Raw genomic sequence first — 16,204 nt, 5'->3', positions numbered from 1 at the left:
ACCGGGATCGTCCGGCGATTTCCAGTCGACCGGGGCGCTCCGGGGCGGTGTGGTACCCGGAGGTCGTGGCCCCGCCGGCGTCAAGCCCCCGGCAACGGCGGGCGTCGGGCGTACCGTTTCGGCATGACCGAGCTGTCCGCGCCCACCGGCCGTGAACCCGCCCTCGTCGCGCATCCGCGTGCCGACGGTTCCCCACCGCGCGCCCTCGTCCTCGGTGCCACCGGATACCTCGGCGGACGCCTCGTGCCCCGGCTCCTCTCGGCCGGCTATCGGGTCCGCGTGCTCGCGCGCGACGCGCGCCGCGTCGAAGCGTTCCCGTGGGGCCGTGACGTCGAGACGGTCGAGGGCGATGCGACCGACGCGGAGGCCGTGGCGCGCGCCGTCGACGCGGTCGACGTCCTCTACTACCTGATCCACTCGATGGGCGGTGGCCGCAATTTCGAGGACACCGACCGTCGCGCCGCACGCACCGTCGCCGACGCCGCGGGCGCGGCATCCGTCTCCCGCATCGTCTACCTCGGCGGACTCCACCCCGACGACGCTCCGCTCTCGGCGCACCTGCGCTCGCGGGTCGAGGTGGGCGAGATCCTCCTCGCGAGCGGTGTGCCGACGGTGGTGCTCCAGGCCGGAGTCGTCATCGGCTCGGGGTCGGCGTCGTTCGAGATGATCCGCCACCTCACCGATGTCCTGCCGTACATGCCCGCGCCGAAATGGGTGCGCAACCGCATCCAGCCGATCGCCGTGCGCGACGTGCTGCACTACCTGCTGGGCGCCGCCCGTGTCGCGCCCAACGTCAATCGCGCCGTCGACATCGGCGGCCCCGACGTGTTGCGGTACGGGCAGATGATGAACGGCTACGCCCTCGAGGCGGGTCTTCATCAGCGCGCGATCGCGTCGTTGCCCGTGCTCACCCCTCGCCTGGCCTCGCACTGGGTCAACCTCGTCACGCCGATCCCGAAGTCGATCGCCCGCCCGCTGGTCGAGTCGTTGCAGAACGACTGCGTCGTGAAGGACCGCGCGATCGACGACCTCGTTCCGCGCCCCGAGGGCGGGCTGATGCCCTACCGCGAGGCCGTCCGCCGGGCGCTCGGGCGCGTGAACGACGACGCGATCGAGACGAGCTGGCAGGATGCCGAGGTCTCCGGCGTCCCGAGCGACCCGCTGCCGAGCGACCCCGAGTGGGCAGGACGCCTGGTGTACACCGACGAGCGGACCATGCGCACGAGCGCGAGCCCCGCGCAGCTGTGGTCGGTCATCGAGGGGATCGGCGGGGAGAACGGCTGGTACTCATCGCCGCTGCTGTGGGCCATCCGCGGATGGATGGACCGCCTCGTCGGGGGCGTCGGTCTGGCCCGTGGCCGCCGGAGCCGCAGCGTCGTCACGGTGGGGGACGCCCTCGACTTCTGGCGCGTCGAGGCGATCGAGCCCGGGCACCTGCTGCGGCTGCGCGCCGAGATGAAGGTGCCGGGTGGCGCGTGGCTCGAGTTGCGCGCCAGCCCCGACGGAGACGGGGCCCGCTTCGATCAGCGGGCCCTCTTCTTCCCGACCGGTCTCGCGGGGCGCGCGTACTGGCTCGCGGTCCTCCCGTTCCACGGGCTCATCTTCAGCGGGATGGCCCGGCGGATCACCGCGGCGGCGGAGTCGGTCCAGCGCGAGGATCTGGAGCCGAAGGCGACGGCGGGGCGCATCGCCCCCGAGGTGCCCGACGTCGAGACGATCCCCGCCGAGGCCGATTCGCGCGCCTAGGCTGGGACGGTGCCGTACACCGCCCGCGTGATCACCGTGTCCGACCGCTCCGCCGCGGGGCTCCGCGAGGACCGGGGCGGCCCGCTCGCGGTGTCGCTCCTGCGCGACGCGGGCTTCGACTGCGACGTTCCGGTCGTCGTGCCGGACGGCGCCGACAGCGTCGAGGCCGCCCTCCGCGCCGCGATCGCCACGGGCGTCGGACTCGTCGTCACGACCGGGGGCACCGGCATCGCCCCCACCGATCGCACCCCCGAGGGGACGACGCGGGTCCTGGATCGCGAACTCCCCGGCATCGCCGAGGAACTGCGGCGCCGCGGGCTCGCCGACACCCCGCTCGCGGTGATCTCGCGCGGGCTCGCCGGAATCGCCGACCCCGCGACCCTCGTGGTCAATCTCCCGGGATCCACGCGGGCCGTGGCATCCGGCATCGCCGTGCTCGCCGAGCTCGCCCCCCACGTCCTCGATCAGCTCGCCGGAGGAGACCACTCATGAGCGCCGTCCGCATGGCCCGATTGTCGGAGGAGGCCCTCGACCTCGATGCGCACCTGCGCGCCGTCGAGGACGACGCCTCGGGAGCCCTCACCACGTTCGTCGGGCGCGTCCGAAACACGGATCCGGATGCCACCGACGCCGTCGTCGCGCTCGAGTACAGCGCGCACCCCGATGCCGAACAGACGCTCCACCGCATCGCGGCGGACGCCGCCGCAGGCACCGACGCGATCGTGGCGGTGAGCCACCGCGTGGGGCGGCTGGACGTGGGGGAAGCGGCGGTCATCATCGCGGTCGCGTCAGGCCACCGCGCGGAGGCGTTCGAGGTGTGCCGCGCGGTGATCGAGACGATCAAGACCGACCTCCCGGTGTGGAAGCGCCAGGTCGAGGCCGACGGCACGACCGCGTGGAAGGGCCTGGGCGGCTGAGGTCGTCAGCCGCCGGCGAACGGCGGCAGGACGTCGACGTGCGTGATCCCGGCGAGGGGGGCGTCGTCGTCTCGACGCTCGCCGTCCACGAGCACGGCGCAACGCTCCAGGATGCCGACGAGCGCGGGGTGGTCCGCGACGACGGCGGCGCGGAGCGCAAGAAGCGTCTGTTCCTCGCGGTCTTCGGCATCCGTCCCCGCCGCCTCGGCCGCGGCGGCGAAGTAGCGGACCCGCACGGTCACGCGGGCTCCCCGGGCCGGTGCCAGTCGCCGGACTTCCCGCCGGTCTTGGAGACGATGCGGACGTTCTCGATGAACGTGCCCTTGTCCATGCCCTTCACCATGTCGACGATCGCGAGGGCCGCGACCGACACGCTCGTGAGGGCCTCCATCTCGACGCCGGTACGGTCGGCGGTGCCGACGGTGGCCTCGATCTCGACACCGTCGTCGACGATCTCGAGGTCGACCGCGGCGCGGTGCACGCCGATGACGTGCGCGAGGGGGAGGAGCGCGGGCGTCGATTTCGCCGCCTGGATGCCGGAGATCCGCGCCACGGCCAGCACGTCGCCCTTCGGGGCGGTGCCGCCGCGGAGCGCCGCGACGACCTCGGGGCTGCACCGCACGAAGCCGCGAGCCGTCGCGGTGCGAACGGTGGGCTGTTTGGCGGTGACGTCGACCATGCGGGCGTGGCCCGCGGCATCCAAGTGGGTGAAGGTCATGGAATCAGCATGACATCGACCGGGTCGCCCACGGCGACGGAGGCCACCTCGGCGGGGATCACGGCGAACGCCTCCGCGCGCGCCAGCGAGGCGGCCAGGTGCGAGCCCGATCCGCCCGGGGTCGCGGGGCGCACCGTGCCGGCGACGAGGTCGATCGCGGCCGGGAGGTACTGGCGCCGACCGGGTGGTGTGGTCCAGGTCTCGGAGGCCGTGAGCCGGGTGTGGCGACGGTCGAGCGCCGTGCGACCCTGCAGCGCGAGGAGCGCGGGCCGCACGAACACCTCGAACGAGACCGCGACGCTCACGGGGTTGCCGGGGAGCCCGAAGACGAGACGCCCATCATCGAGTGCGCCGAATGCCTGGGGCTTGCCGGGCTGCATCGCCACCCGGTCGAACCGGATGCGGTCGGACAGCGCCTGGCGCACCGGTTCGTAGGCTCCGGCGCTCACGCCCCCGGTGAACACGACGACGTCGGCGTCGGCCGCACGAGCGAGCACGTCGTCGACCGTGCCGACCTCGTCGGTCACGCGGGCCACCAGCACCACCTCGGCGTCGGCCTCGGCGACGAGGGAGGCGAGCAGCGTCGAGTTCGAGTCGGGCGTCTGGCCGCGGCCGGGCGCGCTGCCCGGCGGCACCAGTTCGCTCCCCGTCGACACCACGGCGACCCGCGGACGGCGCCGCACGTCGACCCGGTCGACACCGGCCGCCGCAGCGGCCGCGAGCGCGAAGGGGCCGAGTCGTTCACCCGCCGTGAGGACGACGTCGCCGACGCGCACGTCTCCGCCGCGGCGCCGGATGAACGCCCCGGCGGCGGCCGGGGCGCGACGCACCTCGATCTCGCCGAGGGAGTCGGCCAGCCCGCCGGCGGTGTCCTCGAACGGCACGATGGTGTCGGCGCCCGAGGGGACCGGGGCGCCCGTCATGATCCGGACGGCCTCGCCGACGCCGAACGCCGGGTCGTCGGACGAGCCGGCCGGCAGATCGCCGACGACCCGCAGCGACACGGGGCTGTCGGCATCCGCCCGCTTCACGTCGGCGAAGTGCACGGCGAAACCGTCCATCGAGGAGTTGTCGTCGCCGGGCAGGTCGTGGTGCGCGCGCACGTCGGTCGCGAGCGTTCGGCCCGCGGCCTCCGCGAGCGGTACCGTCTCGACGGCGAGGGGACGGGCGGCGGCGAGCACGCGGGCTCGGTGCTCCTCGACGGTGCGGAGATCAGGCACGCGGGGTCCTTCCGACGAGCGGGACGATGTCCTGCCGGGCGCGCAGGGCGTCGACGATGGCGAGGCGTCCGAGCAGGGGCTCCCCGGCACCGGTGACGAGCTTGATCGCCTCCGTGGCGAGCAGACCACCCACCTGGACGCACAGCGCCCCGAGGACGCCCACCTGTGCACACGTGGGCGGTTCGCCCACCGAGTCCGGCGGGAAGACGTCGGACAGCGTGACCGGAGAGTATCCCGCGGGGGGTCGCGACCAGAACACGGTCGCCTGCGCCGACCACTCCTGCACGGCGCCCCAGACGAGCGGCATCCCGAGCTCGTCGGTCGCGGATGCCACGGCGCCGCGGGTATCGAACGTGTCGCTGCCGTCGATCACGACGTGCGCGTCGCCGAGGAGGTCTCGCGCGTTCGCGGTCGTGAGGCGCGCGTCCACCTCGCGCACGCGGGTGAGCGGCGAGAGGTCGCGGATCGCGCGAGCCGCCGAGGCGGTCTTGGGCATCCCGATGTCGTCGACGCGATGCATCAGCTGCCGCTGCAGGTTCGTGCGCTCGACGATGTCGTCGTCGATCACGACGAGTTCGCCGACACCGGCGGCCGCGAGGGCGAGAAGCACGGGCGATCCCAGGCCCCCGGCCCCGACGACGGCGATGCGGGCGGCGGCGAGACGCCGCTGTCCCTCTTCGCCGATGCCGACGAGGACGGCGTGGCGGGCCGTGCGGATCAGTTCTTCGGGGGCGAGGGATGCCACCGGCTCGACGAGCGGCCTCATCCGCCGATCGCGCTCATCGTGCGCTCCGGCTGGACGAAGTCGGCGCGGGCGAGACCGACGCGGTCGGAACCGTGGGCGCGCGGCTTCCGCCACATCGCCTCCCGCCAGATCTGCGCCAGGTCGGCGTCGTCGGCGCCGTCGCGGAGCGCCGTGAGGAGGTCGGTCTCCTCGTGCGAGAAGAGGCACGAGCGGACACGCCCGTCCGCCGTCACGCGGGTGCGCGTGCACGTGGCGCAGAACGGCTCGGTGACCGAGGAGATGATGCCGACGTGGCCGGCGAGGGAGCCGTCGCCGCGGCGGCGCACCTCGAACCGTTCGGCGGGGGCGGCGCCGCGCCCGCGCGGGTCGGGCGCGAGGTCGAACACCTGCTCGAGGGCGGCACGGATCTCGCGCGCCGGCACGACCTGCGTCTCGGTCCAGGAACGATCGCCGTCGAGCGGCATGTCCTCGATGAACCGCATCTCGAAGCCGTGCGTGACGGCCCAGTCCACGAGCGGCACGACCTCGGTGTCGTTGATGCCACGGAGGAGGACCGCGTTGATCTTGATCGGCCCGAGGCCCGCCGCGCTCGCCGCCTCGAGGCCCGCGAGCACCTTGTCGAGGTGCGGGCGTCGGGTGAGCTCGGCGAAGGTCTCGGGGTGCAGCGTGTCGAGCGAGACGTTGAGGCGGTTGAGGCCGGCATCCTTCAGGGCCTGCGCGCGACGGTCGAGTCCGACGGCGTTCGTGGTCATCGAGATCGGCAGGTCGGGGTGGTCGCCGCGGATGCGGGCGATGACGTCCTCGAGGTCCTTGCGCACGAGCGGTTCGCCGCCGGTCAGGCGCAGTTCCTCCGCGCCGAGAGCCCGCACCGCGACGCGCACGATGCGCGCGATCTCCTCACCCGTCATGAGCTGCTGCTGCGGCATCCACGGCAGGCCATCCGCCGGCATGCAGTACGTGCACCGCAGGTTGCACTTGTCGATGACCGACACGCGCAGGTCGCGGGCGACACGCCCGAACCGGTCGAGCAGCCCGCCCTCACGCGGGGCCCCGGTCTCGCGCACGTCATCCATGGCTCGAGCCTAGGCGAGCGGCGGCGGGCCGGGGTCGCCGCGGGAGCCGGGTTCGCGAGACGTCATTTTCCCGACATGTGCGCCGCAGCCTGCCCGGGAGGCGTCGGCCGGATGCAGTCTCGCGGATCCTTGTTCGCGGGAGGCGGGGTCGCGGCGATACCGTCGTGCCATGCCGAACACCTTCCGCATCGCGCCGGCCGCGCGACTGCTCGGGGTCAGCGACGACACGGTCCGCCGCTGGATCGATCAGGGCCTTCTCCCCACGACGGGCGCGACACCCACGGAGATCCCCGGCGAGGCGCTCGCCGCCCGCGCCGTGGCGCTCGCGGACGAGCCCGACGACCCCACGGGCATCGCGTCGAGCGCGCGGAACCGTTTCGTCGGGATCGTCACGCGCGTACGGATCGACGGAGTCATGGCCCAGGTCGACCTGCAGTGCGGCCCGCACCGCGTGGTGTCGCTCATGTCGGCCGAGGCCGCCGAGGAACTCGGTCTCGAGCCGGGGGCGCTCGCCGTGGCGTCCGTGAAGGCGACCGTCGTGACCGTGGAGACACCGCGAGAGCGGATCTGAATCGCCGAATCCTCCTCAGATGCGGGAGGATGGACGCCGCGGGCCCCGGGCGCGCGGATCGGAGTGCTCCATGCGGACCCTGCGTCTCGTCGTCGCCCTCGGCGCGGCTCTCTCGCTGACGGCGTGCGCGGCGACCGGCCCCGCCGCCCCCGCCTCCCCCGGGGACCCTACGACCGGGACGGTGCAGGTCTACGCCGCCGCCTCGCTGCAACGGGCGTTCGACAAGATCGCCTCCGCGTTCGAGAACGCCCACCCGGGGGTCGACGTCGTGACGGTGTACGACGGGTCCAGCACGCTCGCGACGCAGATCGGTCAGGGCGCGCCCGCCGACGTCTTCGCCTCCGCCGACGAGAAGAACATGCAGAAGATCGGCGACCTCGCCGCCGACCCGCGCGTGTTCGCCGCCAACACCCTGGTCATCGCGGTCCCGAAGGGCAACCCGGGTGGGGTCGAGGGGCTGGCCGACCTGACGCGCGTCCCCACCGTGCTCTGCGCGGCGGAGGTACCGTGCGGCGCGGCCGCCGCGACACTGCTGCAGAACGCGGCCGTCTCGGTGACGCCGGTGAGCCAGGAACAGAACGTCACCGCGGTGCTCGCCAAGGTCGCCGCCGGAGACGCCCAGGCGGGCCTGGTCTACGCCACCGACGTCAGCGGGCGCGACGACGTGGAAGCGATCGTCCCCGCCGGGGCGGATGCCGTCGTCAACCGTTACCCGATCACGCCCGTGCAGGACGCGGCGAACAGCGCGGGCGCCGCCGCATTCACCGACTTCGTCCTCTCCGACGCGGGGCAGAAGATCCTCGCCGCAGACGGGTTCCGCGCCCCGTGAGCGGCGCCGGGTACGTCCCGCGGTGGCTCGTCGTCCCCGCGGTGGCCGGAATGCTGTTCCTCCTCGTCCCGCTCATCGCGCTCGTGACGCGGGTGCAGGCGGACACGTTCTGGACGGACGTCACCTCGGATGCCGCCCGTTCGGCGTTGCTGCTGTCGCTGGCGACCGGGGCGGCGGCGACGCTCGTGTGCGCCGCGCTCGGCATCCCCCTCGCCCTGCTCATCGCGCGCAGCTCGCCCCGGACGGCCGCCCTGCTGCGCGCCGTGGTGACCGTGCCGCTCGTGCTGCCGCCGATGGTGGGCGGCGTCGCTCTCCTCTACCTCTTCGGCCGCAACGGCTGGCTCGGCGGGCTGGGCCTGCCGTTCACCACGGCCGCGGTCGTGCTGGCGCAGGTGTTCGTGGCGCTGCCGTTCCTGGTGCTGGCCGTCGAGGGGGCGCTGCGCAGCACCGGTGTCGAGATCGAACGGACCGCGGCCTCGCTCGGCGCGAGCCGCGCGACCATCCTCCGACGCATCACGCTCCCGCTGGCCGCACCCGGCATCGTCGCGGGGGTCGTGCTGTGCTTCGCCCGGGCGATCGGCGAATTCGGTGCCACGGCGCTGTTCGCCGGCAACCGCCCCGGTGTCACGCAGACGATGCCGCTCGCGATCTACACGGCGTTCAACGGCGGCGGTGTCGCGCAGGGCACCGCCGTGGCGCTGGCGTTGCTCCTGCTGGTGACCGCGATCGCGGTGCTGCTCCTCGTCCGCGGGTGGCGCCCGTCGGTAGGGGCGCTGTGAGCGCGGCGCTGTCGGCGCACGTCGTCGTGCGGCGCCGGGCGTTCACGGTGGACGTCGCGATCGACGTCGCACCGGGCGAGACGGTGGCGATCATGGGCCGCAGCGGCGCGGGCAAGTCGACGGTGCTGCAGGCGATCGCCGGCCTTCAGCCCCTCGATGCGGGCGTGATCGCGATCGATGGTCGTGTGATCGACCGGACCGAGCACCCGCGCGTGCGCACCGAGCCCATGCGCCGCGGTATCGCGCTGCTCGGGCAGGACGCCCGGCTGTTCCCGCACCTCTCGGTCCGCGAGAACGTCGCGTTCGGGCCGCGCGCGGCGGGTGTCGCGGCCGCCGCCGCCCGCGCCGATGCGGACGCGTGGCTCGCCCGCGTGGGCCTGCCGGGGTCGGCGATCGCCGTCCGGCCGAGCTCTCCGGCGGGGAGCAGCAGCGGGTGGCGGTGGCTCGCGCGCTCGCCGCGAAGCCGCGGGCGGTGCTTCTGGACGAGCCGCTCGTCGCACTGGATGCCGTGACCGCCGCCGAAATCCGGACGATGCTGCGAGAGGCGCTGGACGGGGTCACGGCTGTCGCCGTCACGCACGACGCGGTCGACGCCGCCGCCCTCGCCGACCGTCTGCTCATCGTGGAGGAGGGACGGGCGACGCAACTCGGACCGGTGCGGGAGGTGCTCGCGACCCCCGCGACCGACGTCGCCGCGCGGATCGCGGGGCTGGAACGCGTCGTGGGCGTCGCCTCGCGCGGCGAGTGGGAATCGCGAGGATGGCACCTGAGCTCCGTCGTCCCGTTCGCCGGGGCGGACGGCTCCGCGCTCGCCGCGGTCTTCCGGGCCGCGGACGTGCGCATCGGCGACGGTCCGAGCGGATGGGACGCGATCGTCAGGCACCTCGAGCCGACGGCGACGGGCGTCCGCGTCGTCGCGGACCGGGGTGCGGCGGAGATCCCGGTTCTCGCCGCCGCGGGGCTCACGCCGGGGGATGCCGTCCGGTTCTTCGTCGCCCCCGAGCACGTCCGGCTCGTCGCGGTGGAGCCGACCGTCCGATAGGGGGTGTCTCGGGTGCGCTACGCCGCGACGACCCGCCCGCCCTCGAGTCGCACCGTGCGGTCGACGAGGTCTTCCGGTACCTCCACGTGCGACACGAGCACGACCGCGCGCTCGCGGCCGACCGCGCCGAGCAGGTCGCGGAGCAGGGCGTCGGATGCCGCGGGATCGACGCCCGCGGTGGGCTCGTCGAGCACGAGCACGGGGAAGCCGCGCAGCAGGGCCCGCGCGAGGGCGAGACGTTGCGCCTGCCCGCCCGAGACGAGTCCGCCGCGGTCGCCGACCGTGGCATCCAATCCGCCGCGTTCGGTGACCCAGGCGTCGAGTCCGACCCGCTGGAGCACGCGCGTCAGGTCGTGGTCGGTGGCGTCGTCGCGGGCGAACAGCAGGTTCTGGCGCACCGACTCGTCGAAGAGGTAGGGCGCCTGCTCGACGAGCCCGATCGTGCGGCGGAGGTCGTCGCCCGCGAGGGTGCGCGCCTCGACGCCACCGACCGTGAAGGAGCCCTCGTAGTCGAGGAACCGGACGAGGGCGTGCGCGAGCGTCGTCTTTCCGGCGCCGCTCGGTCCCGTGACGAGCACACGTTCACCCGCGCCGACGTGCAGCGTGACGTCGTCGATGCGACCGGTGTCGTCGAGGCCCGCGTCCGACCGGGCCGGCCAGTGCGCGCGCAGGTCGCGCAGGTCGAGGCCCCCGCCGAGGGCCGGGGCGACGCCCGTGGCGGCGGGTTCGTCGCGGGGGAGACCTTCCGGGATCTCGGCCGGGACGGCCGCGGCGATGCGCTCCGCGGCGGCGCGTACCTGGCGCCAGGAGGCGAGCGCCAGAGGCACCGGGCCGAACACCTCGAACACCGCCATCGGCAGCAGCACCACGACCGCAAGGCCCGGTCCGGAGAGGGTGCCGCCCGTCACGGCCGGCGCCGCGACAGCGAGGGCGAAGAGCGACGCCAGCCCCGCGAGCACCGAGACGGTGCCCGAGGTGAGTCCCTGCGCGGCTCCGCGTCGCACGACGGCGCGGCGCAGCGCCCGGTCGGCGTCGCGTACCCGCGCCCGCGCGGTCTCGAGCGCCCCGTACGCGGTGAGGACGTCGAGGGTGGTCAGCAGGTCGTGCACCGCGTCGGCGACATCGGCGCGCAGCGGGGCGATGGCGCGTTCGGCGCGCGCGCCCGCAGCCCACCCCACGGCCACCGACACGGCGAAGGCCGCGACCAGGCACGCGAGCAGCGTCAGCGCCGCGGGCCACGAGACGAACGCCGTGAAGACGACCGCGGCGAGCGAGGTCAGCGCCGCGACCGAGAGGGGCAGCACGACCCGCAGGGGGAGGTTCTGCAACTCCTCCACGTCGTCGACGACGCTGGACAGCAGCCCGCCCCGTCGAGCGCGCGCCAGGCCGTCGGGGGCCAGGGGCACGAGCTCGCGCACGAGGTCGGCGCGGACACCCGCGAGCCGCTCGAGTGCGGCGTCGTGCCCCGAGAGGCGTTCGAGATACCGGAACACGCCGCGCGAGAGCGCGAACGCGCGCACGCCGACGACCGCGACGGAGAGGTACATGACCAGCGGCTGCTCCGCCGCCCGCGCGATGAGCCACGCGCTCGTCGCGAGCAGGGCCACCGCACTCCCCGCGGTGCCGAATCCCGAGAGGACAGCGGGGGCGAACCGCCGCCGCGAGGGCATCGCGGCTCCCAGGATGCCGCGCACCCGACCGTTCACGCCGGCACCCCCAGGTCGATCACGCGGTCGGCGATCCCGCGCGCGGAGGGCCGATGCGAGACGAGCAGCACGGCGGCGCCCGCGTCGGCCTCGGCGCGCAGGGTGCGCCACACGTGGCCCTCGGTGTCGGCATCCAAGGCGCTCGACGGCTCGTCGAGGACGAGGATCCTCGCCCCGGCCACCCGCGAGCGGTAGAGAGCGCGCGCGACGGCGACGCGCTGCGCCTGTCCGCCCGACAGTCCCGCACCGCCCGCTCCGAGCGGTGTCGCCGGGTCGACGTCGGCGGCACCCGCGTCGGTGAGCGCGGCCGCGATGGCCGCGGGATCGGCGTCGGACCCGAGCGCCACGTTCGCGGCGACCGTGCCCGACACGAGCCCGGGTCGTTGTCCGGCCCACGCGACGGCGGCGCGCGCGTGCGCCACCGGACGCCCGTCCAGCCGCAGCTCACCGTCGTGGTCGACGTACCCGAGGACCGCGGCCAGGACGCTCGACTTGCCCACGCCGCTCGGGCCCGACAGCAGCACGACCTCTCCCGGTCCGACCGACAGCGACACCGTCGGCATCCGGTGCGCTCCGCGTTCGACGCGGACGTCGTGCAGTTCGAGCGTCGTCCCCTTCGCGGCGGGGGTCGAGTCCGTCGGCGTCGCGCTGCGGGCGGCATCCAGGGCGTCGAAGATCTCCTCGGTCGCGGCGACCCCCTCGGACGCGGCGTGGAACTGCACGCCCACCTGCCGCAGCGGCAGGTAGGCCTCGGGGGCGAGCAGCAGCACGAACAGGCCGACGAGCAGGCTCATGTCGCCCGCGAGCAGCCGGAACCCGATCGTCACGGCCACGATGGCGACCGAGATGGATGCCAGGAACTCCAGCGCGAAGCCGGAGAGGAACGACACGCGCAGCACCGTCATGGTCTCGCGCTTGTAGTCGCGCGTCACCCGTTCGATGGTGTCGGCAGCACGGTGCTCGCGCCCGAAGGCCTTGAGTGTTCCGAGGCCCTCGACGGTGTCGGCGAACCGGGCGGCGAGGCGTCCGAGCGTGCCGTACTGCTTCTTCTGCACGGAGCGCGTGGCCAGGCCGATGAGCACCATGAACAGCGGGATGAGGGGGATCGTCAGCACGACCGTGAGCCCCGACAGCGGGTCGGCCAGCGCGATCGCGCCGATGAGGATCGGCGTCGTGATCATCGTGGCGACGAGCTGGGGGAGGTAGCGACCGAAGTACGCGTCCAGCGCCTCGAGTCCGTGACCCGCGGTCACCGACAACGACGCCGCGTTCCGTCGCGCGAGCCACCCGGGGCCGAGCGCGGCGACCGCGGCCACGAGGCGCTCGCGCAGCTGCAGCGATGCGGCGGCGGCGCCGCGGGCCGAGACGCGCTCCGACGCCGCGATGAGCAGCCCGCGCAGAAGGACGAGGGATGCCGCCGCCCCGACGTATCCCCAGAGTTCGGGGAGGGGCCGCCCGTCGATCGCCCCGACCAGGGCCGAGGTGAGCGCCCAGGCGAAGCCGACGACGACCCCCGTCTGGGCGAGGACGATCGCCGCGCTGACCGCGAAGAAGCTGCGGGAGGCGGAGGCGTATCGCACCAGTCGGGGGTCGACGGGGCGCACCCGGGTCGTGTCGGTCAATGCGCCACCAGCGCGGCCTTCTCGATGCGCGCGCGGGTGACGCGCTTGCGGAACACCCAGTAGGTCCACGCCTGGTAGGCCAGGACGAGAGGGAGGAAGATGAGCGCAGCCCAGCTCATGATCGTCAGGGTGTAGTCGGTGCTCGAAGCGTTCTCGATCGTGAGGCCCGAACCCGGCTCGAGGGTCGAGGGCATGACGTTCGGGAAGAGGGCGAAGAACAGCGCGGCCACCGCGGTGACGATCGTGATCGCCCCGAGCGTGAACGCCGTTCCCTCGCGGTCGCGCAGGTTCGCCACCCACGAGCCGATGAGGGTCAGCGCCGCGATCCCGGAGAACGCGACGACGCCGAGCAGGAGCGGTGCCTGGTTGTTCGCGGCCTGGATGATCGTCCAGACCAGGAACAGGGCAGCGGCGACGATCGTCACCAGGCCCGACTTCCGCGCGAGGGCGCGGGCATCGGTGCGCACCTGGCCGTCGGTCTTCAGCGCGACGAAGTAGACGCCGTGGGTGAAGAACAGCAGCAGGGTCACCAGACCCCCGAGGATGCCGTAGGGGTTCAACAGCGTGAACAGGGTGCCCACGTACTCGTGGTCGGCATCCAGGGGCACGCCCTGCACGATGTTGGCGAACGCGACGCCCCAGAGGAACGCGGGGACGGCGGAACCGATGACGATCATGCGGTCGAAGCCGCGCTTCCATTTCAGCGACTCGCGCTGGTGGCGGTACTCGAACGAGACGCCGCGGGCGATGAGCGCCAGCAGGATCAGCAGGAGCGGGAGGTAGAAGCCGCTGAACAGCGTGGCGTACCACTCGGGGAACGAGGCGAACAACGCCGCGCCGGCGACGATCACCCACGTCTCGTTGAGGTCCCACACGGGGCCGATGGTGTTGATGATCTGTCGGCGGGCGATGTCGTCCTTGCCCAGGAACGGCAGCGACATGCCGACGCCGAAGTCGAACCCGTCCAGGACGAAGTAGCCGATGAAGAGGAATCCGACGATCCAGAACCAGAGGTATGCGAGGTCCATGACTGTGCTCCTAGTAGACGGTCGTCGGGGTGTTCTCGACGGTGTCGGGCTCGCTCGGCGCGTTCGGGTCGGGTAGCGGGTCCGGCCCCTTCTGCGCGTACTTCTTGATGAGTCCGAACTCGACCACGGCGAGGGTGGCGTAGATCGCGGTGAAGGCGACCAGCGAGATCAGCACGCTCCAGCCGGGGACGCTGGGAGAGACCCCGTCCTGCGTGAGCATCAGGCCGAAGACGATCCACGGCTGACGACCCATCTCGGTGAAGACCCAGCCGACGAGGCTGCCCAGCAGCGGCAGGGGAGCCGCCCAGATCGCGACACGCCACATCCACGGAGCGACGGGGCGCTTGGCGTTCTTGCGCGTGACCCACAGGCCGACGACGCTGATGAGGGTCGCGAGACCGCCGAGAGCGATCATCCAGCGGAAGGCCCAGTACGTTACCCACAGGACCGGGGCGAAGTTGCCGTCCACCTGATCGGCGAACTGCGGGAACATCTGCTGGCTGTACATCGTGTTGAGGTCGTTGATGCCCTCGACGCAGCCGTCCAGCGAGTGCGTCGACAGGATGCTGAGGAGGAACGGCACGCGGATCGAGAACAGCTCGCTCGTGCCGTCGGGAGTTCCGAGCGTGAAGATCGAGAAGGAGGCGTTCGCGCCGCACACCGTGTTGAACGTCGCCTCGGCCGCCGCCATCTTCATGGGCTGCGTCGCCACCATGACCAGGCTCAGCTGGTCGCCGGCGATCGCGACGAGGACGAAGGACACGACCGTCGACCAGAGGCCGAAGCGCAACGGGGCGCGCATCATCTCCACGTTCCGGCCGCGCGCCAGGTGCCACGCGGACACCGACACCACGACCATCGCGGCGAACATCCAGCCGGAGAAGATCGTGTGCGGGAAGGCCGCGAGCGCGACGGGGTTCAAGAGGAGCTTCCCGAAGTCGATGAGCTCCGCCCGGTTGCCGTCGGCGGACATCTGGTAGCCGACCGGGTTCTGCATGAACGCGTTGGCGGCGATGATGAAGTACGCCGAGAAGGTGGCGCCCAGCGTCGCAAGCCAGATGCTGGCCAGGTGCGCGAGCCGGGGCAGCTTGTCCCAGCCGAAGATCCAGAGGCCGATGAAGGTCGCTTCCAGGAAGAAGGCGAGGAGTCCCTCGAACGCGAGCGGGGCGCCGAACACGTCACCGACGAAGCGGGAGTAGGCCGACCAGTTCATGCCGAACTGGAACTCCTGCACGATTCCGGTCACGACGCCCATGGCGAAGTTGATCAGGAAGATCTTGCCGAAGAAGCGGGTCAGGTGGAGCCACTTCACGTCGCCGGTGCGGTACCAGACGGTCTGGAAGATCGCGACGACCAGCGACATCCCGAGCGTGAGGGGCACGAAGAGGAAGTGGTACAGGGTGGTCAGTCCGAACTGCCACCGAGCGAGCATGAGGGGGTCGAGCCACTCCACGGGATGTCTCCGATCGACGTTTCTCTGTGGTCTGACCACAGGCTACTCCCGCGTCACGACGCGGAAAACGGGTTCATTCGGTGTCGAACCATATACTCGGAAAAGCATTTGCTGGTAGGTCGGAGGTCCCTATGACGGTGCGCCAGAGCCTGCTAGCGATCCTCGATCGCGGCGACTGCTACGGCTCCCAACTGCGCGCGGAATACCTGCGGCGCACCGGTGTCGCCGTCAACGTCGGGCAGGTCTACACGACCCTCGAGCGACTCGAGCGGGACGGACTCGTGGAGAACCGGGGCGCCGACGACGAAGGCCGTGTGCTGTGGGGAGCGACCGCCGCGGGCCGGGCCGAGGCCCGGGCATGGCTCGGTGCCGCGTCGATCGCGGAGCGTCGCGACGAGGTCGCCCTGCGCATCGCGCTCGCGCTCACGCTGCCGGGTACCGACGTCCCCGCCCTGCTCTCCGCGCAGCGCGCTGCGGTCCGTGACGCGCTCGAGGCCGCGATGCCCGAGGACGAGAACATGGATGCCGTCTCCCGGGCCGTGCTCTCCGCCGCCCGCCGTGCACGGCTCGAGGCGGACCTGCGTTTCCTGGACGAGGTCGAGCGGCTGGCGGGGGAGGCCGTCCCCTTCGATCTCTCGGATGAGCGTCCCCGTCGCGGGCGCCCCGTCCGCAGCGCGCGCTGACGGCGTAACTCCGCGACGCCGATCCGTCAAGCCCGGAGCGGCATTCCGTTCGACGGCGCATTCTGAGAGCAC

18 protein-coding genes are annotated in these 16,204 nt (G+C 72.8%); 9 read left to right on the top strand and 9 right to left on the bottom strand.

Going from position 1 to position 16,204, the window contains the following annotated elements:
• Positions 1 to 123 precede the first annotated feature (123 nt).
• From AC3WLZ_RS12745 to AC3WLZ_RS12735, 3 genes are read left to right on the top strand one after another with little or no spacing between them, the layout of a single operon-like run.
• A complete protein-coding gene (locus AC3WLZ_RS12745) occupies positions 124 to 1,746 on the top strand; it encodes an SDR family oxidoreductase (RefSeq protein WP_412925282.1) in 1,623 nt (540 codons plus the stop codon).
• Between the two features lie 9 nt (positions 1,747 to 1,755).
• Positions 1,756 to 2,238: a MogA/MoaB family molybdenum cofactor biosynthesis protein gene (locus AC3WLZ_RS12740; RefSeq protein ID WP_412925281.1), complete on the top strand. Its 483-nt coding sequence runs from the start codon at positions 1,756 to 1,758 to the stop codon at positions 2,236 to 2,238.
• Positions 2,235 to 2,663, top strand: a complete 429-nt coding sequence (locus AC3WLZ_RS12735) for a molybdenum cofactor biosynthesis protein MoaE (protein WP_492470276.1) — start codon at positions 2,235 to 2,237, stop codon at positions 2,661 to 2,663. Before AC3WLZ_RS12740 ends, AC3WLZ_RS12735 begins: the two co-directional genes overlap by 4 nt.
• 5 nt (positions 2,664 to 2,668) lie before the next feature.
• On the opposite strand, the gene AC3WLZ_RS12730 is transcribed toward AC3WLZ_RS12735, so the two are convergent.
• Genes AC3WLZ_RS12730 through moaA form a run of 5 tightly spaced genes read right to left on the bottom strand, consistent with a single transcriptional unit; the run spans position 2,669 to position 6,419 of the window.
• Entirely contained in the window at positions 2,669 to 2,905 is a 237-nt protein-coding gene (locus AC3WLZ_RS12730; RefSeq protein WP_412925279.1) for a MoaD/ThiS family protein, read from the bottom strand.
• Positions 2,902 to 3,381 (bottom strand): cyclic pyranopterin monophosphate synthase MoaC, encoded by a 480-nt coding sequence (moaC, locus tag AC3WLZ_RS12725; protein ID WP_412925278.1) that lies wholly within the window; start codon positions 3,379 to 3,381, stop codon positions 2,902 to 2,904. The genes AC3WLZ_RS12730 and moaC overlap by 4 nt, the downstream gene beginning before the upstream one ends.
• A complete protein-coding gene (locus AC3WLZ_RS12720; protein ID WP_492470275.1) occupies positions 3,378 to 4,601 on the bottom strand; it encodes a molybdopterin molybdotransferase MoeA in 1,224 nt (407 codons plus the stop codon). Before AC3WLZ_RS12720 ends, moaC begins: the two co-directional genes overlap by 4 nt.
• Complete coding sequence (locus AC3WLZ_RS12715; protein ID WP_492470274.1) at positions 4,594 to 5,367, bottom strand: HesA/MoeB/ThiF family protein; 774 nt, start codon at positions 5,365 to 5,367, stop codon at positions 4,594 to 4,596. The genes AC3WLZ_RS12720 and AC3WLZ_RS12715 overlap by 8 nt, the downstream gene beginning before the upstream one ends.
• The gene (moaA, locus tag AC3WLZ_RS12710; protein WP_492470273.1) at positions 5,364 to 6,419 is read right to left on the bottom strand and encodes a GTP 3',8-cyclase MoaA; all 1,056 of its coding nucleotides are present in this window, start codon (positions 6,417 to 6,419) and stop codon (positions 5,364 to 5,366) included. Before moaA ends, AC3WLZ_RS12715 begins: the two co-directional genes overlap by 4 nt.
• A 169-nt stretch (positions 6,420 to 6,588) precedes the next feature.
• Between moaA and AC3WLZ_RS12705 the strand changes: the two genes are divergently transcribed.
• From AC3WLZ_RS12705 to AC3WLZ_RS12685, 5 genes are all read left to right on the top strand, one after another.
• The gene (locus AC3WLZ_RS12705) at positions 6,589 to 6,990 is read left to right on the top strand and encodes a TOBE domain-containing protein (protein WP_412925274.1); all 402 of its coding nucleotides are present in this window, start codon (positions 6,589 to 6,591) and stop codon (positions 6,988 to 6,990) included.
• Between the two features lie 70 nt (positions 6,991 to 7,060).
• Positions 7,061 to 7,819, top strand: a complete 759-nt coding sequence (gene modA / locus AC3WLZ_RS12700; protein WP_492470272.1) for a molybdate ABC transporter substrate-binding protein — start codon at positions 7,061 to 7,063, stop codon at positions 7,817 to 7,819.
• 50 nt (positions 7,820 to 7,869) lie between these two features.
• Positions 7,870 to 8,598 (top strand): molybdate ABC transporter permease subunit, encoded by a 729-nt coding sequence (modB, locus tag AC3WLZ_RS12695; RefSeq protein ID WP_492470987.1) that lies wholly within the window; start codon positions 7,870 to 7,872, stop codon positions 8,596 to 8,598.
• Entirely contained in the window at positions 8,595 to 9,110 is a 516-nt protein-coding gene (locus tag AC3WLZ_RS12690; protein ID WP_492470271.1) for an ATP-binding cassette domain-containing protein, read from the top strand. The genes modB and AC3WLZ_RS12690 overlap by 4 nt, the downstream gene beginning before the upstream one ends.
• Entirely contained in the window at positions 9,071 to 9,640 is a 570-nt protein-coding gene (locus AC3WLZ_RS12685; RefSeq protein WP_492470270.1) for an ATP-binding cassette domain-containing protein, read from the top strand. The genes AC3WLZ_RS12690 and AC3WLZ_RS12685 overlap by 40 nt, the downstream gene beginning before the upstream one ends.
• A 17-nt stretch (positions 9,641 to 9,657) precedes the next feature.
• On the opposite strand, the gene cydC is transcribed toward AC3WLZ_RS12685, so the two are convergent.
• The 4 genes from cydC to AC3WLZ_RS12665 are packed head-to-tail and all read right to left on the bottom strand — an operon-like array spanning position 9,658 to position 15,449.
• Entirely contained in the window at positions 9,658 to 11,346 is a 1,689-nt protein-coding gene (gene cydC, locus AC3WLZ_RS12680) for a thiol reductant ABC exporter subunit CydC (protein ID WP_492470269.1), read from the bottom strand.
• The gene (gene cydD / locus AC3WLZ_RS12675; RefSeq protein ID WP_492470268.1) at positions 11,343 to 12,968 is read right to left on the bottom strand and encodes a thiol reductant ABC exporter subunit CydD; all 1,626 of its coding nucleotides are present in this window, start codon (positions 12,966 to 12,968) and stop codon (positions 11,343 to 11,345) included. The genes cydC and cydD overlap by 4 nt, the downstream gene beginning before the upstream one ends.
• Positions 12,965 to 13,996, bottom strand: coding sequence for a cytochrome d ubiquinol oxidase subunit II (gene cydB, locus AC3WLZ_RS12670; RefSeq protein ID WP_412925268.1), 1,032 nt, complete (start codon positions 13,994 to 13,996; stop codon positions 12,965 to 12,967). Before cydB ends, cydD begins: the two co-directional genes overlap by 4 nt.
• Positions 13,997 to 14,006: 10 nt before the next feature.
• A complete protein-coding gene (locus AC3WLZ_RS12665; RefSeq protein ID WP_492470267.1) occupies positions 14,007 to 15,449 on the bottom strand; it encodes a cytochrome ubiquinol oxidase subunit I in 1,443 nt (480 codons plus the stop codon).
• A 131-nt stretch (positions 15,450 to 15,580) separates the two neighbouring features.
• On the opposite strand from AC3WLZ_RS12665, the gene AC3WLZ_RS12660 reads away from it, so the two are divergent.
• Entirely contained in the window at positions 15,581 to 16,132 is a 552-nt protein-coding gene (locus AC3WLZ_RS12660; RefSeq protein WP_412925266.1) for a PadR family transcriptional regulator, read from the top strand.
• Positions 16,133 to 16,204: the final 72 nt, after the last annotated feature.

This window comes from Microbacterium sp. FW305-3-2-15-F-LB2 (assembly GCF_058787255.1).
Note: the sequence above shows the minus strand (reverse complement) of the source record. Positions and strands in the feature narration are given on the sequence as shown.